Consider the following 25,100-nt stretch of genomic DNA (forward strand, 5'->3'; position numbering starts at 1 on the left):
TATATCAATTGATTATAAAAGAATGAAAATTACAAAACACATCTTCCTTTTTGTCGCTATCGTATTGTTTGCTTCGTTTAGTAAACAAGATGCAAGCATCCAATTGCAAAATTTACGTTGCGAAATGCTAGTAAATCCTGAAGGAATAGATGTAGTAAAGCCTAGATTAAGTTGGGAAATTACGACTTCACAAAGAAATGTACAGCAAGTTGCCTATCAAATTTTGGTAGCTTCTACGCCTGAAAAACTAGCTGCTAACGAAGGTGATTTATGGAATTCAGGGAAAGTATTATCTGATGAATCTATTCATGTAAAATATGCAGGAATAGCATTAAAGAGCAAGAAAAGATGTTTTTGGAAAATAAAAACTTGGACAAATAAAGGAGAATCAGCTTGGTCTGAAACAGCATTTTGGAGTGTAGGTTTATTAAATTATGTAGATTGGAAAGGGCGATGGATTGGTCTTGACCGTTCTTTTGAATGGGATAATGAAAGCCAATTTGCTAGGCTATCAGCAAGGTATTTTAGAAAGGAATTTGTAGCCCAAAAAAGTATCAAACAAGCTACTGTTTATATCGTAGGATTAGGACTTTATGAATTATATCTAAATGGGCAAAAAGTGGGTGACCAAGTATTAGCTCCTGTTCCTACAGATTATACCAAAGGAGTAAAATACAATACTTTTGATGTAACGAAACTGTTACAAGCAGATAAAAATGTTATTGGGACAGTATTGGGAAATGGACGTTTTTATACCATGCGTCAAGATTATAAACCTTATAAAATCAAGACATTTGGATATCCTAAAATGCTATTGAATTTGGATATTGAATATACAGATGGCACAAAAGAAACAATATCAACTGATGAGAGTTGGAAAGTGACTGCCGATGGCCCTATCAGAGCAAATAATGAGTATGATGGTGAAGAGTATGATGCTACCAAAGAAATGCCTAATTGGAATAAGGTAGGATTTGAAGATAAAAATTGGCTGAAAGTACAATTAGTACAGGAAGCAGGGGGAATGTTTGAAGCGCAGATGACGGAGAACATGAAAGTAATGGAAACCATCAAACCTGTATCTATCAAAAGCTTGAATGCTAATACTTATATTTTGGACATGGGGCAAAATATGGCAGGTTGGTTAAGAATGCGTGTTACTGGTAAGAAAGGACATAAAATAGGTCTTCGTTTTGCGGAAACATTGCAGAGTAATGGCGAATTGTTTGTTAGAAATTTAAGAGATGCCAAAGTGACGGATGTATATACGTTAAAAGGAGAAGGACAAGAAACGTGGGAGCCTTCATTTGTATATCATGGCTTTAGATATGTAGAAATAACGGGCTTCCCAACTGTGCCGACTGTCGATAATTTTGATGGAAGAGTAGTTTATGATGACATGGCTACTATTGGAGATTTTGAAACGTCAGATAAAACTATTAACCAAATTTATAAAAATGCTTATTGGGGTATCAGAAGTAATTATAAAGGGATGCCTGTTGACTGTCCACAAAGAAATGAACGCCAACCTTGGTTAGGAGATAGAACAACAGGAGCTTATGGCGAAAGTTTTATTTTTGATAACGTTCGCCTGTATTCAAAGTGGCTGAATGATATTGAGCAAGCACAAAAACCAGATGGAAGTATTCCTGACGTAGCCCCTGCATTTTGGCGATATTATGGCGATAATGTTACTTGGCCCGGCACTTATATTACAGTAGCTGATATGTTGTATCATCAGTTTGGTGATCAAGAAACGATAAAAAGTCATTATCCATCTATGAAAAAATGGATAGATTATATGCAAGATAAGTACTTGGTAAATGGATTAATTACAAAAGATAAATATGGTGATTGGTGTGTACCTCCTGAGTCTTTGGAATTGATTCATGCTAAAGACCCTGCACGCCAAACAGATGGAGAGTTATTGGCTTCGGCAACTTATGTAAAGTTGTTGGACGTAATGCAAAATTTTGCTCGCTTACTCCACAAATCTGATGATATTAAAGCCTTTGAGCAAAGCAAACAAGCAATTATCAAGGCATTTAACAAGAAATTTTTAGATAGTAAAAAAGGGCAATATAGTAATGGAACAGTTACGGCAAACCTTTTGCCTTTGATGTACAATATGATTCCCGCTAATGAAAAGGCAAAAGTTTGGAAGAGTATTGTTGAAAAAGTTTTAGTCGAAAACAAAGGGCATATCAGTACGGGCGTTATTGGTACACAATGGTTAATGCGTGGATTAAGCGAGAATGGACGTCCAGATATAGCCTATACAATAGCTTCTAATCACGATTATCCAAGCTGGGGATATATGGCAGAAAATGGTGCTACTACAATTTGGGAACTTTGGAATGGAGATAAAGCAAACCCAGAAATGAATTCTGGGAACCATGTGATGTTATTAGGGGATTTGATTATCTGGTACTATGAAAATGTAGCAGGAATTAAATCTTCCAAAGAATCAGTTGCTTTCAAGAGAATTGTGATGAAACCTGAAATGATTGCAGGATTAACTTCTGCCAAGTCTTCCTATCATTCTATGTACGGCACTATCCAATCTGATTGGAAAAAAGAGGGAAATAAATTTCAATGGAATATCAGTATTCCTGTTAATACTAAATCTTTAGTTTATCTGCCTGCTAATTCACTTAATCAAGTAACAGAAAGTGGGAAAGCAATTGCATCAGTAGAAGGAGTAAAGTTTGTAAAAGCAGTGGGCAATAAATTGATTGTGGAAGTAAGTTCTGGTAATTATTCCTTCAATGTTAATGAATAATTTCGCCCACAAGCATTAAAAATATTAAAATTCAATACGCATTATCATGTTAAGAAAAAGCTTATTTACGGTATTAATGGCAGTTTGTGTGTTTTTCAGCTTGCAAACGAATGCTCAAAAATGGAAGTCAGGAATATTATTAGATGAGTTTGTCGTAGAAAACCCTCCGTTTCCTGAAAGCCATGCAGCAACCATTGCCGAAACGCCTAAAGGATTAGTCTCAGCATGGTTTGGTGGTACTAAAGAGCGAAACCCTGATGTATGTATTTGGGTAAGCAGAAACGAAAATGGAAAATGGTTAGCCCCACAAAACGTGGCTAATGGTATTGTGAATGATACCCTACGCTATGCGTGCTGGAATCCAGTATTATATCAAATCCCAAATGGCGATTTAATGCTTTTTTATAAAATTGGTCCTAGTCCTGCAAAATGGAAAGGGTGGTTAAAAACATCTTCAGATAATGGTATTACTTGGTCAGCAGCAAGAGCTTTACCAGAAAATTATATCGGACCTGTTAAAAATAAACCAGTGTTATTAAGCAATGGCAATTTGTTTTGTCCAACTAGTACAGAAGGCTCAGGATGGAAACTTCATTTTGAGGTAACGCCAGATTTTGGGAAGACATGGAGAATCGTTGGACCAATCAGTGATGGAAAAACGTTAAATGCTATTCAGCCAAGCATATTGGATTATGGCAAAGGCAAATTACAAATTTTAGCAAGAAGTAGAGACAGAGCAATTATTGAATCGTGGTCTTATGATAACGGTGAAACTTGGACGCCATTAGCAAAAGCAGCTTTACCCAATAATAATTCAGGAACAGATGCCGTGACTTTGAAAGACGGTCGTCATTTATTAGTCTATAATCATGTGTTACCTCCGGGGGATTTAGCCAAAGGACCTCGAACGCCCTTGAATGTATCATTAACCAAAGATGGCAAGCAATGGTATGCAGCGTTGATTATAGAAGATTCACCAATTAGTCAATATTCATATCCTTCTATTATTCAAACTTCGGATGGACTAGTGCATGTAATTTATACTTGGCGACGCAAGAAAATCAAACACGCTGTAATTGACCCTTCAAAATTGAAATTGAAGAAAATCAAAAATGGAGAATGGCCACAACTAAAAGGATACGAAGCACCAAAAGGAGGAGAAATTACTAAAGACTAATCTCATGAAATATCTAAAAACACTCTGTTTACTCTGTTTGACTTACTTTTCTTTAGCTCAAACGGCTGATAATTCTTTCAAAAAACCATTGAAAGATGTGATTGCTCAGATTGAAATTCGTTTCAAGGTAAAAATCCGTTATCCAGAAGATTTAGTAAAAGACAAATGGGTAACGTATGCAGATTGGCGTTTCAGACCAGATTTTGAGAAAACGATGAACAATGTATTGTCATCGCAGGATATTACATTCGCCAAAGAAGGTGAAAAGAAGTATAAGCTTCAAAGCTACCAGTATCATCTAAAAACACCTGAAGAAGGGGAACAACAGTTAGCATATTTAGCTACTTTATATAATGATGAAGCAAGCTGGGAAAAACGCAAAGATGAACTAAAAGCCTGTATGTGGAATGCCTTGAAACTTTCGCCATTGCCAGCTAAACCAGATAGTAAGGTAATAACTAGCAATAAGCGAAAAATGGATGGCTATACCATAGAGAACGTGGCGATAGAAACACTTCCTGGGGTTTATGTGTGTGGTTCATTGTATATGCCTATAGAAAGTAAAGGAAAAATACCAGTGATTTTGAACCCAGATGGTCATTTCGGAGATGGTCGTTATCGAGCAGATTGCCAATATCGTTGTGCTATGCAGGCTAAAATGGGGGCTATTGCTTTCAGTTATGACCTTTTTGCTTGGGGAGAATCTACATTACAATTCAAATCAGAGTTTCATCGAAAAAGCCTTGCGATGTCGGTACAGGCATTAAATAGCATTAGAATTTTAGACTGGTTACTGTCTTTCAGCAATGCCGATGCCAGTCGTGTAGCGATTACTGGTGGTTCTGGTGGGGGTAGCCAAACGATGTTGATTACAGCTTTAGATGATAGAATTACGTTAAGTGTACCTGTGGTCATGTTATCGTCTTATCATAGCGGGGGTTGTCCTTGCGAAAGTGGAATGGGGGTACATTTATGCGGAAACGGCACAAATAATGTAGAAATAGCCTCAATGGCAGCACCAAGACCACAGTTAATTTTATCTGATGGCAAAGACTGGACACAGCATGTGCCTGAAACAGAATTTCCTTTTCTACAAAAAATATATGGGTTTTATGGCGAAAAAGATGCGGTAAAAAATGTGCATTTTCCAACCGAAGGGCATGACTATGGAAAAAGTAAACGCATGGCACTGTATGATTTCTTAGCCAAAAATTTCCAGTTAGATTTGAAAAAACTAAAAGATAAAACAGGAAATATTGACGAATCGAAGGTGACAATTGAGCCGTTTCCAGCCATGCATGTTTTCGGTGAAAAGGGCGAAAATCTTCCTAAAAATGCAGTAAAGAATTTTGAAACATTAGAGAAAATGTTTGAAGAAGCTACTAAAAATTAGATAAATGAGAAAGCTAACGATAGCATTTTTTGTAACGAGCATCGCAATTTTATGCTCGTTGCCATTGAAGAGTATTGCCCAAACAAATCATCAATATAAAATTGGGCTAATAGATTTAATGCTTTTGAAGAGGCAAAAATTGGGGGCATTAACCGTTACGAAAGAAATTGGAGCAGACGGCGTAGAAATTGATATGGGTGGATTAGGCAAACGCCCAACATTTGATAATCAGTTAGCTAACGACTCTATCAGAAATGTTTTTTTGACAAAAGCCAAAGAATTGAATATTGAGATGTTCTCATTAGCGATGACTGGCTATTATGCTCAATCCTTTTGTGGACGAGAAGAATACAAAAAATCAATTGAGGATTGTATTAGTACAATGAAGTTGATGAATATCAAAATAGCATTCTTACCATTAGGCGTTCAGTGTGATTTAAGAAAAGACCCCGCAGTCAGAGATTCAGTAGTTACTAGACTAAAAGTAGCGGGCGAAATGGCTAAAAAAGCTGGCGTGGTGATTGGTATAGAAACAGCCTTGAGTGCTACAGAAGAAGTAAAGCTACTGAAAGAGATTAATTCTGAAGGCATTAAAATATATTTCAATTTTTCTAATCCATTAAAAGAAGGTCGCGATTTATATAAAGAATTGAAAATATTGGGTAAAAATAACATCTGTATGATTCACTGTACTAATAAAGATGGTGTATGGCTACAGAATGACCCTGAAATAGACATGAAGAAAGTAAAAGCTACCCTCGATAAAATGAAATGGAGTGGCTGGCTAGTAATAGAGCGCTCGAGAGATGCGAATAAGCCTAGAGATGTAAAAGGAAATTTTGGGGCTAATACAATATTCTTGAAAACAGTTTTTCAAAACTAAATGATGAAATATTTTTTTATAGTTTTCTCTTTTTTAATCATTGTTTTTTCACCAAATAGTCAGGCGCAAACAGATATTTGGGTGTCTCCTGATGGACTTGATATTAATACAGGTACACAAGAAAAACCTTTGCAAACGGTAGCCATGGCTATTCGGAAAGTACGTGAGATGCGTAGGCTATCGGATGGAAGCTTGGCTAAACCAATACACATCTATTTGCGTAAAGGGAATTATCAATTGTATGAGCCAATCGTAATTCGTCCAGAAGATACAGGAACGGCTATTAGTCCCACTATTATAGAAGCAGCACCTAACGAAAAACCCATCATTAGTGGTGGTGTTAGCATAACGGGTTGGACAAAATTAAAGGGTAGTCTTGCAGGGTTACCCAAAGAAGCTGTAGGGAAAGTTTGGGTTGCTGACGCTCCAAAAGTAGGAGGAGATTTATTGAAATTCAGACAATTATGGGTGAATAACCAAAAAGCTGTTCGAGCTAAAGATACGCCTTATCCAACAATGAATCGTATTTTATCTTGGAATAAGAAAGAAGAAACCTGTTGGATTCCTGCACCAAAATTTGGGGATTTATCAAAGGTGAATGGCATGGAAATGTTTATTCATCAATGGTGGGCAATCGCTAGTTTGCGCATCAAAAAAATGGAAATACAAGGCGACAGTGCTAAGCTTTCATTTTTTCAGCCAGAAAGTCGCATACAGTCAGAACACCCTTGGCCAGCACCTTGGATTTCAAAAGAAACAGGCAACTCGGCATTCTATCTAAGCAACGCCCTCCAATTTTTGAATCAAGAAGGTGAATGGTTTTTGGATAGCAAGGCTGAGAAAGTGTATTATATACCACGTGCCAATGAGGTGATGGATAAGGCAGTAATAGTAGCGTCGTCATTAGAAACCTTGCTTACAATAGAAGGAACAATTGATAATCCTGTGGCGTATGTTTTTTTTAAAAACATCGCTTTTAACCATAGTGCATGGGTACGTCCTTCTCAGCAAGGTCATGTCCCTCATCAAGCGGGTTTATATATGTTAGATGCTTATAAATTAAAAATACCAGGCACACCTGATAAAAAAACGTTAGAGAATCAAGCTTGGGTTGGTCGACCAAAAGCGGCCGTTGAAGTTTCTTATGCCCATCATACAGGCTTTGAAGCTTGCCGTTTTGAACATTTAGCTTCCACAGGACTTGATTATCACAAAAGTGTTCATGATAATACTATTAAAGGAAATCTTTTTAAAGATATAGGTGGTACAGGGATTCAAGCAGGTGTCTATGCAGATGAAGCTACAGAAATACACTTACCTTATAATCCTTCTGATGAAAGAGATGTATGCAGCAATTTATTGATTAGTAATAATTTAATTACTGATGTTACGAATGAAGATTGGGGTTGTGTTGGGATAGGAGTGGGGTATGTAAAGGGCATCAATATAGAACACAACGAAATTTCGGATGTGTCTTATTCAGGCATTAGCATGGGTTGGGGATGGACGAAGACCATCAATGTGATGAAGAATAATAAAATTACGGCTAACAAAATACATCACTATGCCAAACACATGTATGATGTAGCAGCAATTTATACATTATCCGCTCAACCGGGTTCAGTTATCTCAGAAAACTATGTCGATAGCATTTACAAAGCCCCTTATGCTCATATTCCAAACCATTGGTTTTATTTATATACAGACGAAGGGTCATCTTATTTTACGATTAAAGATAATTGGACTCCCTCTGAAAAATTCCTACAAAATGCCAATGGACCAGGGAATACTTGGCAAAACAATGGACCGCAAGTTCCAGATAGTATTAAGGTTAAAGCAGGTATTCAGTCGGAATACAGCTATCTGCTAAATGATAAAAATCTGGCAGATAAGTATTGGGCTATCAATGTAGAAAAGCCTGTTATCATAGAATTGATTACTGAAAATGGAAAGACGGTAGACAGGAAAAAATTAGATGAGATTCTTGTAAAAAGTAAAGTATCACAAGAAGCATTGTTTCAATGGGAAAACCACTTAGTGATTTTTGATAAAGTACAGGATGTGTATTTGCTTCGAGAAAGACTAAAAAATGCTTTTCCTCAAGTTCAAATCAAGACTTATGACGATTTGTTTTACGAGTTCAATCAAGAAAAGTGTAAGAATGGGAAACAGGCTAAAGAGTGGTCGCATACTATATTAACAGCCAATTTAGTCGCTGATACTACCTTACAAAAAGAATATTTGGCTCATCATGCTACACAATTTGCTAAATGGCCAGAAGTAGCCCAAGGCTTTTGCAATGCCGATTTTCAACAATTACTACTGTATAAAAATGGCAGACAATTGATGTTAGTGATTAGCATTCCCAAAGGAGAAAATTTAGATAAACTCAATCCAAAAACCATTGAGAATAATCCAAGAGTAGTAGAATGGAATACCTTGATGAAAAAATATCAAGAAGGAATTGTAGGGACTAAAAAAGATGAAACATGGGTTTTTCTGAAACCTGCTGGAAATTAATAAAGAAGAATTCAAGGGTTAATAAATAGGAATAAAAATGTTGAAAATAGCAATTTTAGGTTTAGGAGAAGGTCGAAGTACCATGTCGGCAGCATTGGCTAGCAAGAAATTAGCATTAGTTAAAGTATGTGACCGCAATATTGAATTATGCAAGCAAAGAGCGAAGGAGTTCGACTTTCATCATTATACTACAGAATACCAAGATTTATTAGATGATAAAAGCATTGACATCATCGCGATTTATACGCCTGATAAATTCCATGCAGAGCATACCAAGCAAGCATTATTACATGGTAAGCACGTAGTTTGTACTAAACCTTTTATTGACGATTTATCAAAGGCTAAAGAATTAATTGAGCTTTCAGAAAGTACAGGCAAAAAGGTTTTTGTCGGACAAAGTTCTCGTTTTTTTGAACCAATGAAAAAACAAAGGGCAGACTTTGAGGCAGGGCTTATCGGCGAATTAATCACCATTGAAGGTTATTATCATGCTGACCACAGATGGTTTCTGGATAAAGGATGGTCGTTAGAGAATGCTTTTAAATGGCTTTATGGAGGCTTGAGCCATCCAGTAGATTTTATTAGATGGTATTTGCCGAATATTGAAGAAGTAATGGGTTATGGAATGTTGAGCTCGAATGGAGTAAAAGGCGGCTTAAAAAATGCCGATACCATGCACTTTATTTTTAAAGCGACTGATGGGCGAATTGCCAGAGTAAGTGGAGCTTATACAGGGCCTGTTCAACCAGTGGTTCGTGATAGTGAAATGAGCTGTATCCTAAGAGGGACAGAAGGGTGTAGCCAAGCTGATTATATGGATTTACGCTATGCCGTTACTACCAACACAGGAGAAGAAAGAGTTCAAACTTGGGAACATAAACTTAAACATTACTTCCGTTTTGAGGGTAAAAGCCACCATGCTGGTGAATACCAAAACTATTTAGAATACTTTGCTGATTGTTTAGAAAGTGGTGAAACTGCCTATCCAAACATCAAAGAAGGTATCGGAACGGTAGCATTATTGCAGGCAATGGATAAGTCTTTACAGACGGGTGCACCTGTGAAAATTGCTGACGTTTTGGCAACTCATCATCTTAGTGCAGACATTTTAAATAACTTTAGATGATGGGAAACATCGTAGAACGCCTAACCTTTTTAGATTATAGTATTGTGGTAGCCTATCTGGTTATCTTAATAGTAATTGGTTACAGAGCAAGTTTTTCAGACAAAACAAACAAGGATGAAACCCTATTTCTGGCTAATAAATCGTTAGGCTGGTCGAGTATTGGTTTTAATATGTGGGGTACTAACGTGGGACCTTCTATGCTACTTGCCTTTGCGAGTATAGGTTATAGCACGGGTATTGTAGCCGTTAATTTTGATTGGTACGCATTTGTCTTTTTGTTTTTGCTTGCTATCGTTTTTGCCCCTAAATATCTTGCAGCGAATGTAACTACCATGCCCGAATTTATGGGTAAACGTTATGGCGATTCTACTCAAACTATTTTGGCTTGGTATGCCTTAATCAAAATATTAATCTCTTGGTTATCGCTTGGTTTATTTGCAGGAGGCTTTTTAGTGAGACAAATTTTGGGAATACCTATGTGGCAATCTGTCATAGTCTTGGTTTTATTTGCGGGCTTATTTGCCTTTGCAGGTGGACTAAAGGCCATTGCAAAAGTAAATGTATTCCAAATGATTTTATTGATTGCAGTGTCCCTGACACTTACCATATTAGGTGTTATTAAAGTAGGAGGTGTTTCGGAGGTTTATCATAAAGTACCTGCTCATTATTGGACTTTGATACATCCTGCTAGCGATACAAAATATCCTTGGTATGCTATTTTATTGGGCTATCCTGTCGCAGCTGTAGCTTTTTTCTGTACAGACCAAGCAATGGTACAGTCGGTATTAGGGGCTAAAAATTTAGAGCAAGGTCAATTAGGTGTAAACTTTATCGCTTGGTTAAAAATACTGTCTCTGCCTTTATTTATTCTAACGGGTATTTTATGTTATATCCTTTTCCCTAATTTAAAAGACCCCTCAGAAGCATATATGACAATGGTTACAAACCTTTTCCCTCCAGGAATGAACGGTTTAGTAATTGTTGTTTTAATCGCTGTACTTGTTGGCACAATAGGTTCCTCTTTAAATTCTTTAAGTACCGTTTTTACAATGGATGTTTATTTAAAGAAAATCAATCCTCAAGCGACCAATCAGGAAATTATTAAAGTAGGACGATACACGGTTATTGCAGGTTGTATTTTTGCCATTATGATGGCACTGGCAATTGATAGCATCAAAGGGTTAAATTTATTTGATGTCTTTCAATCAGTCTTAGGCTTTATAGCACCACCTTTGGCTGTTGTATTTTTACTGACTGTTTTCTGGAAAAGAACTACCAAGAAAGCTGTAAATTTTACGCTTTCAGCAGGTTCGGTAGTGAGTTTGGGAGTCGGAGTCATGTATTTATGGGTTTTCACTCCCGACAAATACCCTATTTGGCCACACTATCTTTTGCTTTCATTCTTGATTTTTGCTTTTCTTTTTGTGTTAGCTGTCATTATATCATTGTTAGATAATGAGCCGACGGTTTATCTGGCAACTTTTGAAGAAAAAAATAATATAGAAAAGCCAACAAAAAAAGTATGGATTTCATGGCTTTTGCTAACGATTGTAATGATTGCCCTTTACCTCTTTTTTAACTAATGAACTTTTTAATCTAATCATATTGATATGCTTTCCACAAAAATCTCTTTGAAAACAAAATTACTGGCTATCCTAACTTTTTTGTCTTTTTGTTCGCCTGTATTGGCACAGAACCAAGCTACTTGGATTTGGTATCCAGGCGATTTTGAGGTGTGGCTCAGCAACAAAATGCAAAATAGAAGAACTGAACGCGGTTCTTTTTTCCCTCCATTTTGGAAATTGGATAGCCACTACAACTTGGTTGATTTTCATAAAGATTTTGATTTGCCTGCTTCTGAAGAAGTATCCCTTTTTGTAGAAGGTCAGTTTAATGTGAAGATAGATGGAAAAGCAATCAGCGGATTCCCTAAAAAAATCACAGTACCCGCAGGAAAGCATAAGGTGAGTTTAAAAGTATTTTGCCAAGACCGTGTGCCAGCCATTTTTGTGCAAGGTAAAAGAGTGGTATCGGATGCTTCGTGGTTAGTAACCTTTGAAGATAAAGAATGGATTGATGAAACTGGAAAAGCCTCTGACCAATCGGGTACAAAATGGCTCAACGCAGGATTTTGGAATTTTAATTCAGCACAAGTACCTCCTTCTAAATTTAAACTAGAAACGAAGGTTCAGCATGCGGTAAAAGTTGAGAAGAAATCACAAAGTCTTTTAGCAGATTTTGGCAAAGAGACTTTTGGATTTATCAAATTACATGGTTTAAAAGGAAAAGGTAAAATCAGGATTTATTACGGAGAGTCTAAAGAGGAAGCCTTAGCTACAGAAACCTGCGAGACATTAGATGATATTGACGTAAGTCAGGCTAAGAAAAGCAATATGACCATGGAGCTTTCAAAGGCTTTTCGGTTTGTCAATATAAAATTTGACGCAACTGTTTCGCTCGATTCCGTTTCGATGTTGTATGAATATTTACCCGTAGCCGACCGTGGTGGATTCCGTTGTTCAGATGAACAAATTAATAAAATCTACGATGTTTCAAATTATACTTTTCATTTGAATACCCGTGAGTTCTTTATTGACGGTATCAAGCGTGACCGCTGGATTTGGTCGGGAGATGCTTATCAGAGTTATTTGATGAACTACTATTTATTGTTTGATTCTCCATCTGTAACACGTACTTTGTTGGCTCTTAGAGGGAAAGACCCTGTTACTAGTCATGTAAATACCATCATGGATTATACTTTTTATTGGTTTATCGGTATCAACGACTATTATCAATATACGGGGGATAAAACATTTATTCAGCAGTTTTATCCAAGAATGCAAAGTTTGATGGATTACTGTTTATCTAGACGAAATAAAAACGGGATGATGGAAGGCTTGACGGGCGATTGGGTTTTTATTGACTGGGCAGATGGTTTAAGTAAAAAAGGAGAAGTAAGTTTTGAACAATTGCTTTTGGCTAGAAGTCTGGAAACAATGGCAACATGTGCCAGTATTGTAAATGATACTGAAGGAGCAAAGAAGTATAATCAGTTAGCGACTGACTTGAAAGCGAAACTTTTCTCAAATTATTGGAATGATGAAAAGCATGCTTTAGTACATAGCCGAGTAGAAGGAAAACAGACTGATAACGTGACTCGATATGCCAATATGTTTGCTATTTTCTTTAATTATTTAGATGAAGCCAAAAAGCAAGACGTCAAAAAACATGTGTTGTTGAACGACAAAATTCAGAAAATAACCACACCGTATATGCGTTTTTATGAATTAGAAGCACTTTGTGCCTTGGGCGAACAAAGCTATGTATTGAAAGAAATGAAAGACTATTGGGGTGGCATGTTGAATTTAGGAGCAACTTCCTTTTGGGAAGAATATAACCCTAACAAGAAAGGCGACGAACATTATGCCATGTATGGTCGTCCATTCGGAAAAAGCCTTTGTCATGCATGGGGAGCAAGTCCTATTTATTTGTTAGGTAAATATTTCTTAGGCGTAAAGCCTACCTCTGCGGGTTATCAGACTTATTTAGTCGAACCACAATTAGGAGGTTTGCAATGGATGGAAGGTACTGTGCCAACACCTGATGGCGATGTAAAGGTGTATTGCAGTACGAAACAAATCAAAATAAAAGGAGCTGGAGGAACTGGTACTTTACGTTTTAAAAGTCAAATAAAACCCACTTGTCAGGAAGGAACAATCAAAGCGTTAGCAAACGATATGTATGAATTGACACTTGAAAAAGGGAAATCATACGAAGTGACTTATGGATTATAATATTTAGGAGTATTGATTAAAAACGGGCGTTTTATCGTCCGTTTTTTTATTTACCTCGACAAAAGCAACAGAGAAGCGTATATTAAATAAAGAATCCTTATTAATAAATACGAAAGTTAGTTTTGTTGTAAATTTTCACCTCACCCAAACATTATTTAGATAAGATAAAATTGTATAATAGTTAGGAAAAATGATAGAAAAAAATGCCTGGCTTTAACAATAAATTTGTATCATTATTTTAGTCAAGTTGAATTTTATTAATACTTTATTAGATTTTTCTTAAAAATAGAAAAGCTATCCAATCGTTTTATCAATACATCATAACTCTTGTATGAATAATTTTTTGAAATATATTATCCTTAACCTGCTGATTTTCTGTGGCTTTTCTTTACAAATATTAGCTTCGCAAAGTCCACAAAAAAAACGTTTAGCTACTATTTTAGTGACTGACTCTAGTCAAGTACGCATCAAATTTGGTGCTGACAAGCTTAAAACAAGTTTATCAGCAATAGGCTATCAAGTAGCAGTAAAGCTTGTTTCAGCAACAAAAGAACAAGGGACAGTTATCTTAATAGGTACTTTATCAGATGAAAAGCTTCAAAAGGCCTTTTCTTTATACAATCTTGACAACAATAAAGAGCTTAAGAAAGAAGGATTTTCCATTGCAAAAACCCTTAACAAACCAATCTCAATTGTTGGGAAAGATGCCTCTGGAGTGTTGTATGGATGTTTAGCATTAGCTGAGGAAATCAAAGAAAAAGGGAAAATATCAGAAGAAATCAACATTACCGAACAACCAGAAATGGTTTTGCGTGGTACTTGCATAGGCTTACAAAAGCCAACTTTATTGTCAGGAAGAGGAACTTATGAATATCCGTATACGCCAGAGAGTTTTCCTTGGTTTTATGATAAATCCATGTGGATTCAGTATTTAGATATGATGGTAGAAAACCGTTATAATTCTTTGTATTTATGGAATGGACATCCTTTTTCGTCTTTAGTGAAACTAAAAGAATACCCTTATGCAGTAGAAGTTGATGACGAGACTTTCAAAAAGAATGAAGACATTTTCCGTTTTCTAACACAGGAAGCAGACAAACGAGGTATTTGGGTAATACAGATGTTTTATAATATTATAATACCTAAACCTTTTGCTGAAAAACATCATTTGGAAACACAAGACCGTAATCGTCCTATCATTCCTATTATTGCCGATTATACGCGTAAATCTATAGCTGCCTTTGTGGAGAAATATCCAAATGTAGGTTTATTAATCACGTTAGGAGAAGCGATGGAAGGCGTAGGGCAAGATGATGTTGATTGGTTTACCAAGACAATTATTCCAGGGGTGCAAGATGGCTTAAAAGCAATAGGACAAACCACCGAACCGCCTATCGTCCTACGTGCGCATGATACTGATGCGCCAAGAGTAATGAAAGAGGCTTTGCCATTGTATAAAAACCTATACACCATGGCGAAGTTCAACGGAGAAGCACTGACGACTTATACGCCACGAGGTTCTTGGGCTGAATTACACAGAAGTTTAAGTAGAATCGGGACGGTTCATGTAGAGAATGTGCATATTTTAGCAAATCTTGAACCTTTTCGTTATAGCTCACCAGACTTTATTCAAAAATCAGTGTTGGCCATGCATAATACTTATGAGGCTAATGGTCTGCATTTGTACCCACAAGCATCTTATTGGGATTGGCCATTTGCAGCGGATAAAGTGGGAGGCAAGCGTTTGATGCAAATTGATAGAGATTGGATGTGGTATAAAACTTGGGCAAGGTATGCATGGGATTCCCACAGGAAACGTGATACTGAAATAAATTATTGGGGAAAAGAACTTGCTAATAAGTATGGTTTGCCACAAGAAAAGGCAAAAAATGTGTTGGAAGCAATGGAAGAAGTAGGAGAGATTTCACCAAAATTGCTTAGACGTTATGGCATTACAGACGGCAATCGTCAAACACTTACTTTGGGGATGTTAATGACACAGTTAATAAATCCATTCCGTTATGGTTTGTTCACGATGCTGTATGAATCGGAAGCACCTGAAGGTGAGATGATTATTGAGTATGCCGATAAAGAGTGGAAAAATGAAAAACACATAGGAGAAACACCTGTAAGAGTGGCTGACGAAGTAGTAGAACATGGTAGAAAAGCCGTTGTAGCTATCAATAAGGCTTCAAAATTTGTAACAAAGGATAAAGCAGAATTTGCTCGATTGAAAAACGATACTTATTGTTATGATGCCATGGCAAATTTCTATGCAGAAAAAGTAAGAGCGTCATTAGCAGTACTTCGCTATAAAAATTCCAACGACATAAAAGATTTAGAAAAAGCATTACCCTATTTAGAAAGTAGCGTAAAACATTTTGGGGACTTAGTGAAATACACCCAAAATGCCTATTTCTATGCCAATAGTATGCAAACCAAACAGCGTAAAATACCCATGCGAGGTGTAGATGCAACCTTTATTCATTGGAAAGAAATGTTGCCTGTTTATCAAAAAGAATTGACACGATTTAAGTTTTCGATTGATTCCTTGAAGTCTCAAAAAAATGTTACCATCAAGCAACCTGTACTTTTTGAAAATGTTGAAGTAAAAATTACCTCAAACATTGAAGGATTTTATCAGGATGAAAAAGCGCAACAAGTATTTTCAGATACTCTATCAGCCATTGGTGATTTGGCCGTTGAATTAAAAAAACTAAAAGGAATAAAGTTTAATAAAGACAAACAACAAACAATAGGTACGAGTCTGACTTTTACCACTACTGAGCCTGTAAAGTTACTGGTTGGATTCTTTAATGATAAAAACCGTAAATTCTTGCAAGCACCTGAATTAGAAACGGATGCCAGTGCTAATGATTACGGACAATCTGAAATTAAGATTTCTAATGCTTTGCTCATCGCTGGATTTCCTGCTGTCAATATTCATGCTTATTCGTTCAAAGCAGGAAGTCATACCTTGAATCTTGGCAAAGGAGCTTGTCTAGTATTAGGTTTTATGAAAGGAAGCCAAGAAATACCTATCACTGATGCAGGCTTGGCGGGCAACAAGAAAAATATAGATTGGCTATTTGAGTAAATAGCTTTCAGCTTCTAGCTAAAAGCTTTGAGTTTTTAATCCGAAAACCTACTGGTTTAAACATAGATTTGAATGATGAAATTAAGATTTTCTTTTTTATTAATGATTTTGCTTTGGCAAGGCTATAACTCATCTGCCCAAAAAGCAACAATACTATCAACAGATAAACTAAAAAGGTTTGTGACAGAATTTAATGCGTCAGATGATGAAGCTGTCGTAAATTATGTGCCTAATGCCCAATCTTTTGAGTGGCTTTCTCAGAATATTCCATTGTTTGAATGTCCAGATTCGGTGATTCAGAAAGTATATTATTATCGTTGGTGGGCATTGCGTAAGCATCTTAAACAAACTTCCGACGGATTTATTTTTACAGAATTTATTACCAAAGTAAACCATGCTGGTAAACATAATGCTGTAAGTAGTGCTTTAGGACATCATATCTACGAAGGCCGTTGGCTACGAAACCAACAATACATTAACGATTATATTACTTTTTGGTTGGATGTTGACCCTAAGCATACTGTTCAACGCTTTCATGGATTTAGTAGTTGGATTGATAATGCAGTTTACAATCGTTATTTAGTGAATTTAGATAAGGCTTTTATCGAAAAAAATCTTTTGACACTGGAAGCTGATTATCGAAAATGGGAAGTAGAAAAACAATTACCTAATCAGCTTTTCTACCAATTTGACGTGAAAGATGCCATGGAAGAGTCTATCAGTGGCGGAAGAAAAGAGAAGAATATTCGTCCTACCATTAATAGCTATATGTACGGAAATGCTAAAGCATTAAGCGCTATGGCAAACCTCGTTCATAATGATACGATGGCAAAAAAGTATGAGCAAAAAGCCACAGTTCTTAGAAAATTAGTACTTGATAATTTATGGGACGAAAAGGCATCTTTCTTCAAAGTAAAGCTTGAAAAAACAAGTAATTTTTCGGATGCTCGCGAGGCTATCGGCTTTATTCCTTGGTATTTTAACTTACCCGAAGACAAACCCAATGTTGCCCGTGCATGGAATCAATTGACGGATACTTCGGGCTTTAAAGCTCCTTGGGGATTAACAACTGCCGAACGTCGACATCCATTGTTTAGAACTCATGGTTCTGGTCATGGGTGTGAATGGGACGGTCCTCTTTGGCCGTATGCCACTACACAAACCCTGAAAGGTTTATCGAATTTGCTTACTAATTACAAAAATCATGGAGCTATGAATGCTCAAGTTTTTTATGATGAATTATTCAAATATGCCAATTCACATCAAATGAATGGCAAGTTATATCTAGGCGAATATCAGGATGAAAAAAATGGAGAATGGCTGAAAGGCGATAATCCAAGAAGTAAATTTTATAATCATTCAAGTTTTGCAGATTTGATTATTAATGATTTGGTTGGACTAAAACCTAGAGCTGATAATATATTAGAAATCAATCCATTAATACCTGAAAAACAATGGGATTGGTTTTGTTTAGACAACGTTTTTTATCACGGGAAAAACCTAACAATTCTTTGGGATAAAACAGGGAAAAAATACGGAAAAGGCAAAGGATTTGTGGTATTTGTTGAAGGAAAACAAATAGCTAAAACTAAAAAATTAAAACATTTAGAAGTGAATTTATAAGTTACTAATGTCAAATCTTTCCTTTAGGTGGCGACTTAAGTCCTATTGATTACCCACAAGTATATAAATAGCTGGTAATCAAGGTATTTATTTCTAGCGAGGGACTTAAGTCCCTCGCTAGAAATAAGAGCTTCAGGTAGTCAGGCTGTGACATGAGGCGACCAAAGCTCAGTTTGAAAGATGATTTAAGCCTATTTGAAACAATTTTGTCAATAATTACATCTTCATTTCAACTTCTTAAAAGATGTGGGTAATCGTTAGGACTTAAGTCGCCCCCTAATAGTAAGAGTTGAGTAATATTTTTATACATAATGTTATACTTAAATCCCTTAACTGACAAATCCATAGACTATTCATCATGAAATCTACTTCTTTACTCAAAAGCCTTCTTTTTATTTTTTTACCATTGCTCACCAATGCGCAAGCCTATAAACTTTGGTATAAAAAGCCTGCGGAAAAATGGACGGATGCTTTACCAATTGGAAATGGCGGATTGGGTGCAATGGTTTTTGGAGGAGTAGAGAAAGACAGGATACAGTTTAATGAAGAGACATTATGGACAGGTGAACCAAGGAATTATAATCGCCCAAACGCATCACAACACTTAGCAGAAATCCGTCGATTATTACAAGAAGGAAAGCAAAAAGAGGCTGAACTATTGGCCCAAGAAAAATTCATGGGCACAAAAAGTAGTGAAGGGCAACGAGAAGACTGGCTAAAGGGATTAAAGTTATTAAAAGAATTTTCTGGAAATCCTGCTGACGATAAATTTGATGATACTGCTTGGAAGACTATCAAAGTACCAACTTATGAAGGTTGGGAAACAGTAGGACTGGAAGGATTAGACGGTGCACTTTGGTTTAGAACTACTTTTGATTTACCAGCGAATTGGCAAGGTAAAAACTTGATATTGGATTTAAATAGAGTTCGCGACCATGATTTTACTTATATAAATGGAAAGTTAATTGGTACAACCAACAGCACAGATATTAGAAAATATGAAATTCCTGCTGAAGTATTAAAAGTAGGAAAGAATAGTATCGCTATTCAGGTAATTAATTATTTTGATAAAGGAGGAATAGCAGGATATAAGGATACTACCAGACATATCGGGATTTATCCAGTAGGAGAAAATGGTGTCCAAAGAATATCTTTGGTTAAAGACTGGAAATACTTTATTCAAAATGATGAGCCACCTGCTATTGGAAAATACCAAGCCGATTATCAACCTTTTGGAGATTTATTCCTTGATTTTAAAGGAATTGAAAACTATAACAACTATAAAAGAGAATTATCGCTATCAGAAGCGATTGCTAAAACAAGCTATACCTCAAAAGGAATAGATTTTATCAGAGAATATTTTGCCAGTGAACCCAATCAGGCAATAGTAGTACATCTTTCAGCCAGTCAGTTGAAAAGTATTAGCTTTGAGGCTAGCTTAACAAGCCCGCATAAATATTTTGAAGTTCACAACATAGATAATCATACTTTATCCTTATCTGTAAAAGTTCGGAATGGAGTTTTAAAAGGAGAAAGCAATCTATTGGTTATTGCTAAAAATGGGAAAGTTAGTGTAAAAGACAATAAAATTTCAGTTGAACAATCAGATGATGTAACGCTTTATTTAGTGGCAGCAACCAATTTTATTGATTATGCAAATACATCTGCCAATCCAATAGAAATTTGTAAAAAGAGGCTTCAAAGCATCCAACAACTTAACGCTATAAATCCAAAAGCCTTTCTTACCATCAAGCAAAACCATCTGAAAGAATATCAACGATATTACAATACTTTTTCAATTGACTTTGGAAAAGATAATATGGACAAGTTGCCGACTGATGAGAGAATACAACAATTTCAACATCATTCAGACCCATCTTTTGCAGCACTGTATGTACAATATGGGCGGTATTTACTAATTTCTTCATCCAGATTAGGAACAAATCCTGCTAATTTACAAGGTATTTGGAATGACTTGCTTACGCCACCTTGGGGAAGTAAGTATACTACCAACATTAATGCAGAAATGAATTATTGGCCAGCCGAAGTACTGAATCTAGCGCCTATGCACGAATCTCTTTTCAAGATGATTGATGAAATAGCTAAAAAGGGTGCTGAAACAGCTAAAACATACTATAATGCTCGAGGTTGGTTGGTGCATCATAACACTGATATTTGGCGTGGAACTGCCCCTATCAATGCTTCAAATCATGGTATTTGGGTGAGTGGTGGCGGATGGTTGAGCCAGCACCTGTGGGAACATTATTTATTTACCCAAGACAAAGCTTTCTTGAAAAACCGTGCTTATCCTATCATGAAAGGAGCGGCAGCATTCTTTGTAGATTTCTTAGTAAAAGACCCTAAGACGGGTTGGTTGATAAGTACTCCATCTAATTCACCAGAAAATGGTGGATTAGTAGCGGGACCTACGATGGACCATCAAATCATTCGAAATTTATTCAAAAACTGTATTGAAGCCAGTGAAGTATTGGAAATTGATAAGGCTTTCAGAGATACTTTATTAACGAAATATAAGCAGATAGCTCCTAACCAAATTGGGAAATACGGACAGTTGCAAGAGTGGCTAGAAGATAAAGATGATACCACTAGCAAACATCGTCATGTGTCGCATTTATGGGGAGTTCATCCCGGCAATGACATTACTTGGGAAACATCGCCAGATATGATGAAAGCGGCGCGACAATCATTAATTTATCGTGGTGACGAAGGAACAGGATGGAGTTTGGCTTGGAAAATCAATTTCTGGGCTAGGTTCAAAGATGGAGATCATACCATGAAAATGATTAAAATGCTAATTCGTCCAGCTAGTGGAGCAGGTGGTTCGTATGTAAATTTATTTGATGCTCATCCGCCTTTTCAAATTGATGGTAATTTTGGGGGTGCTGCTGGTATTGCCGAAATGCTCATCCAGAGTCATACAAAATATATAGATTTGTTACCTGCTTTACCGAGTGATTTAAAAGAAGGAACTGTAAAGGGAATTAAAGCCAGAGGTGGCTTTGAATTAGATTTTACATGGAAGGAAGGAAAGTTGGTAAGTCTGAAAGTACTATCAAAAGCAGGAGAAAAATGCTCTTTGAGATATGGGGATAAAGTGCTTGATTTTAAAACCACCAAGGGTAAAAGTTATACATTTAATGGAGCGTTGCAATAATGAGAATATTCATATATAGTTTTTTAATTCTGACACTTTTCTTGTCTCATCATTCCGAAGGACAAACATTTCTTCGCAAGGATATTTCATTAGATAACAATTGGTTTACTACAGCTAACGATTCCCTTTCCAATGCTTTTGCCCATTTTGAGCAAAATACTTTTTCAGTCGCGACATGGAAAAATGTAAATGTCCCGCATAATTGGGATCAATATGAAGGATATAGGCGAATGCTTCACGGCAATAAACATGGTTATGCATGGTATCGCAAAAACTTTACAATAAAAGAGCAGAAACTAGGTAAACGTTTTTTCTTATATTTTGAAGGTGTGAGCTCTTATGCCACCGTTTGGCTAAATGGTAAAAAAGTGGGTACGCATGCGGGTGGAAGAACTACTTTTACATTAGATGTTACAGCATATATTTTGCTTGATAATCAGGCAAATACGTTAGCTGTTCGTGCCGACCATCCTGCTAATATCCAAGATTTACCTTGGGTTTGTGGGGGATGCTCGCCTGAACGAGGTTTTTCTGAAGGTTCACAACCGATGGGTATTTTCCGACCAGTTCATTTAATCGTTACTAATGAAGTACGGATAGCACCCTTTGGTGTTCATATCTGGAATGATTCAACGGCTTCAGAAAAATCGGCTACGCTGAAATTAACAACAGAGATTAAGAATTATGGAAAAGCATCGGCAACGATTACGATACTGAATGAACTAATCGATAAAACAGGTGTAACTATAACAAAAGCAGAGAGGCAAGAGAAAGTTACTTCTAATACCATTGTTACCATTAACCAACAGTTTCTTCCCATCAATCACCCACACCTTTGGTCTTTAGCCGACCCGTATCTCTATCAATTACGCACAAGTGTATTTGAAAATGGGAAAAAAATAGATGAAATAAAAACAGATTATGGTATTCGTACCATCAGTTGGCCTATTGGGAAAAAGGACTCAAAACAGTTTTTATTGAACGGAAAACCTGTTTTTATCAATGGTATTGCAGAATATGAACACCTAATCGGGAATAGCCACGCCTTTAGCAAAGAGCAAATTTATGCTAGGGTACAGCAAATCAAGTCGGCAGGATTTAATGCTTTTCGAGACGCTCACCAACCGCATAATTTAGACTATCAACAATATTGGGATAAATCAGGTATCCTTTGGTGGCCACAAATGGCGGCTCATGTGTGGTACGATACACCTGCTTTTAGAGAAAACTTCAAGACACTTTTAAAAGACTGGATTAAAGAGCGTAGAAATAGTCCCTCTATAGTACTCTGGGGTTTGGAAAATGAAAGTACTTTACCAGAAGATTTTGCCAAAGAATGTAGCGATATTATTCGTCAACTTGACCCGACAGCATCTTCGCAGCGGAAAATAACTACTTGTAATGGAGGAAAAGGAACTGATTGGGATGTTCCACAGAACTGGACAGGCACTTATGGTGGCGACCCTAATTTATATGGTCAGGATGTAGAAAGACAAGTGCTTATTGGGGAATATGGTGCTTGGCGAACCTTGGATTTACATAAAAATGAAGGTTTTAGCGAAGACAAAATGACCAATTTGATGGAATTGAAGATACGTTTAGCGGAAGCTGCTAAAGACAAAACCACAGGTCATTTCTTTTGGCTTTTTAATTCACACGATAACCCAGGAAGAGTGCAAGGAGGGGAAGGTCTACGTGAGTTAGACCGTGTTGGGCCTGTCAACTACAAAGGTTTATTAACGCCGTGGGAAGAACCATTAGATGTTTTTTATATGTTTCGGGCAAACTATGCTTCCAAAACAAAAGAGCCTATGGTATATATTGCCTCACATACTTGGCCAGACCGTTGGACAACTACAGGTAAAAAAGATAGTATTGTCGTATATTCTAATGCTGATGAAGTAGAATTATTTAATGATATTGATAACGTGTCCTTAGGAAAAAGGAAACGAAATGGAATAGGCTTTCACTTTCAATGGGATGGTGTTGATATACAATACAATGTGTTGTATGCCGTTGCTTATGTAAATGGAAAAGCCGTTGCCAAAGATTATATCGTATTAAATCATCTTCCAAAAGCACCACATTTTAAGGTACTTTATCAGGGGAAACAAGACTTAGTAAACTCTCAAAAAGGTTATCATTATTTATACAGAGTAAATTGTGGGGGAAATCGATTGACGGACAAGCAGGGTAATAAGTGGTTGGCAGATCAGCACAAGACAAATAAAAATACTTGGGGCTCTAGTTCATGGACGGATGATTTTGAGGGAATCCCTAATTTTTTTGCAAGTCAAAGAAGAACATTTGACCCAATTAAAGGCACGCCTGATTGGAAATTATTCCAGACCTTTCGTTATGGGCGTGATAAATTAAAGTATCATTTTGATGTTCCTGATGGAGAATACCTAGTCGAGTTATATTTTATTGAACCTTGGTTTGGTGCTGGCGGTGGAATGGATTGTACAGGCTGGCGTTTGTTTGATGTAGCAGTGAATGAAAAAACTGTCTTGGAAAATTTAGACATCTGGAAAGAAGCTGGGCACGACGGAGCGTTGAAGAAAACCATTAAAGTAAAAATATCAGGAGGACAATTAGTCATTTCATTCCCTAATATCAAATCTGGACAAGCATTGATTTCAGCGATAGCGATAGCTAGTTTAGATAAAAAAATAAAAGCAACTGCTACTAATTCGAGTTTAATTCAATCTGAAGAAATACCTTTAAGTACAATTCAGCATTGGTTAGATACTGGGGACAAAGTATATGCCGATGACGAAGCGAAAATAGTATCGTTGCCAGCCAATTTATACGGGTCAGAATCCTTACAGTTTACGAAAAATGATTCATCAGAAAAGCTTACTTTTACAGTGAACGAAAATGTTGATGTTTTTGTGGCGATAGCTGAACCAGTCATGCAAAAACCTGCGTGGCTTGCTAGCTTTGAAGAAACAGGACTTTTGATACAAACCACTTATCGAAATGGAGTGTCATTTAAAGTATTGAGAAAACGCTTTTTGAAAGGGGAGAAGTTATCACTAGGTATTAATTCGGAAAAGTCACCACATTATTTAGTGATGATTAACCAAACTAGTACCATAGAACCTGCTTATGATTTAAAAACCATTAAGAGCTATAAAGCGACTAATGCTCAATTATCAGGCGAAGGAATAGTGAAAGAATTTTTAATGGAAAAGGAACGAGTTTCTTTCAAAAAGCCTTCCGCAGGGGTGATGGAATGGACGATTGCCGTGGGTGTAGCAGATACATATTCTTTAACCATAAAGTATTATAATCCTACGGAACAATCATTGAAAGTTAGGCTTGATATGGTGACGACCAACGGGACAGTAATTAAAAAAGGTGATTTGATTGTTTTTCCTCCTTCTAAAAAAGGGAAATGGAGTTACTATAATACTAGTACAGGAACGATGATAAATGCGGGGACTTATCAGTTAAAACTCACCTCGGAAGATGCAGAAAACCTGTCCATTGATGCACTTGATGTGCAATAAATTGCTGATTTGTCG

Annotated in this window: 12 protein-coding genes; all 12 read left to right on the forward strand. The window is 36.6% G+C overall.

Translation table 11 applies throughout. The annotated features are described in order from the left end of the window. Window positions 1–22: 22 nt before the first annotated feature. The 12 genes from J2Y60_RS10030 (at window position 23) to J2Y60_RS10085 (ending at window position 25,085) form a co-directional block, all read left to right on the forward strand. Entirely contained in the window at window positions 23–2,782 is a 2,760-nt protein-coding gene (locus J2Y60_RS10030) for a family 78 glycoside hydrolase catalytic domain (protein WP_309917142.1), read from the forward strand. Window positions 2,783–2,828: 46 nt separating this feature from the next. Then, on the forward strand, window positions 2,829–3,959 hold the full coding sequence (locus J2Y60_RS10035) for a sialidase family protein (RefSeq protein ID WP_309917144.1): 1,131 nt from the start codon (window positions 2,829–2,831) through the stop codon (window positions 3,957–3,959). 4 nt (window positions 3,960–3,963) lie between these two features. Then, window positions 3,964–5,352, forward strand: coding sequence for an acetylxylan esterase (locus J2Y60_RS10040; protein WP_309917147.1), 1,389 nt, complete (start codon window positions 3,964–3,966; stop codon window positions 5,350–5,352). Window positions 5,353–5,356: 4 nt separating this feature from the next. After that, complete coding sequence (locus J2Y60_RS10045) at window positions 5,357–6,235, forward strand: sugar phosphate isomerase/epimerase family protein (RefSeq protein ID WP_309917150.1); 879 nt, start codon at window positions 5,357–5,359, stop codon at window positions 6,233–6,235. Then, window positions 6,236–8,755, forward strand: coding sequence for an L-rhamnose mutarotase (locus tag J2Y60_RS10050; protein ID WP_309917152.1), 2,520 nt, complete (start codon window positions 6,236–6,238; stop codon window positions 8,753–8,755). 37 nt (window positions 8,756–8,792) lie between these two features. Continuing rightward, entirely contained in the window at window positions 8,793–9,881 is a 1,089-nt protein-coding gene (locus tag J2Y60_RS10055) for a Gfo/Idh/MocA family oxidoreductase (RefSeq protein WP_309917155.1), read from the forward strand. After that, window positions 9,878–11,464 carry a sodium:solute symporter family transporter gene (locus J2Y60_RS10060; protein WP_309917159.1) on the forward strand — a complete coding sequence of 529 codons (1,587 nt, stop codon included), beginning with the start codon at window positions 9,878–9,880 and terminating at the stop codon, window positions 11,462–11,464. The genes J2Y60_RS10055 and J2Y60_RS10060 overlap by 4 nt, the downstream gene beginning before the upstream one ends. 27 nt (window positions 11,465–11,491) lie before the next feature. After that, on the forward strand, window positions 11,492–13,675 hold the full coding sequence (locus J2Y60_RS10065; protein ID WP_309917162.1) for an alpha-L-rhamnosidase C-terminal domain-containing protein: 2,184 nt from the start codon (window positions 11,492–11,494) through the stop codon (window positions 13,673–13,675). A 331-nt stretch (window positions 13,676–14,006) separates the two neighbouring features. Continuing rightward, window positions 14,007–16,772 (forward strand): alpha-glucuronidase family glycosyl hydrolase, encoded by a 2,766-nt coding sequence (locus tag J2Y60_RS10070; RefSeq protein ID WP_309917165.1) that lies wholly within the window; start codon window positions 14,007–14,009, stop codon window positions 16,770–16,772. Between the two features lie 72 nt (window positions 16,773–16,844). After that, window positions 16,845–18,395 carry an MGH1-like glycoside hydrolase domain-containing protein gene (locus J2Y60_RS10075; RefSeq protein ID WP_309917168.1) on the forward strand — a complete coding sequence of 517 codons (1,551 nt, stop codon included), beginning with the start codon at window positions 16,845–16,847 and terminating at the stop codon, window positions 18,393–18,395. A gap of 358 nt (window positions 18,396–18,753) precedes the next feature. Then, window positions 18,754–21,570: a glycosyl hydrolase family 95 catalytic domain-containing protein gene (locus J2Y60_RS10080; protein WP_309917171.1), complete on the forward strand. Its 2,817-nt coding sequence runs from the start codon at window positions 18,754–18,756 to the stop codon at window positions 21,568–21,570. Continuing rightward, a complete protein-coding gene (locus J2Y60_RS10085) occupies window positions 21,570–25,085 on the forward strand; it encodes a malectin domain-containing carbohydrate-binding protein (RefSeq protein WP_309917174.1) in 3,516 nt (1,171 codons plus the stop codon). Before J2Y60_RS10080 ends, J2Y60_RS10085 begins: the two co-directional genes overlap by 1 nt. Window positions 25,086–25,100 lie beyond the last annotated feature (15 nt).

The organism is Arcicella sp. BE140 (genome assembly GCF_031456255.1).
Lineage (GTDB): Bacteria > Bacteroidota > Bacteroidia > Cytophagales > Spirosomataceae > Arcicella > Arcicella aquatica.

Excerpts from the sequence above, each read along its gene's own strand:
- J2Y60_RS10040 (WP_309917147.1), top strand. The coding sequence starts at position 3,964 with ATGAAATATCTAAAAACACTCTGTTTACTCTGTTTGACTTACTTTTCT.
- J2Y60_RS10070 (WP_309917165.1), top strand. The coding sequence starts at position 14,007 with ATGAATAATTTTTTGAAATATATTATCCTTAACCTGCTGATTTTCTGT.
- J2Y60_RS10045 (WP_309917150.1), top strand. The coding sequence starts at position 5,357 with ATGAGAAAGCTAACGATAGCATTTTTTGTAACGAGCATCGCAATTTTA.
- J2Y60_RS10065 (WP_309917162.1), top strand. The coding sequence starts at position 11,492 with ATGCTTTCCACAAAAATCTCTTTGAAAACAAAATTACTGGCTATCCTA.
- J2Y60_RS10035 (WP_309917144.1), top strand. The coding sequence starts at position 2,829 with ATGTTAAGAAAAAGCTTATTTACGGTATTAATGGCAGTTTGTGTGTTT.
- J2Y60_RS10050 (WP_309917152.1), top strand. The coding sequence starts at position 6,236 with ATGATGAAATATTTTTTTATAGTTTTCTCTTTTTTAATCATTGTTTTT.
- J2Y60_RS10055 (WP_309917155.1), top strand. The coding sequence starts at position 8,793 with ATGTTGAAAATAGCAATTTTAGGTTTAGGAGAAGGTCGAAGTACCATG.
- J2Y60_RS10030 (WP_309917142.1), top strand. The coding sequence starts at position 23 with ATGAAAATTACAAAACACATCTTCCTTTTTGTCGCTATCGTATTGTTT.
- J2Y60_RS10080 (WP_309917171.1), top strand. The coding sequence starts at position 18,754 with ATGAAATCTACTTCTTTACTCAAAAGCCTTCTTTTTATTTTTTTACCA.
- J2Y60_RS10085 (WP_309917174.1), top strand. The coding sequence starts at position 21,570 with ATGAGAATATTCATATATAGTTTTTTAATTCTGACACTTTTCTTGTCT.
- J2Y60_RS10060 (WP_309917159.1), top strand. The coding sequence starts at position 9,878 with ATGATGGGAAACATCGTAGAACGCCTAACCTTTTTAGATTATAGTATT.
- J2Y60_RS10075 (WP_309917168.1), top strand. The coding sequence starts at position 16,845 with ATGATGAAATTAAGATTTTCTTTTTTATTAATGATTTTGCTTTGGCAA.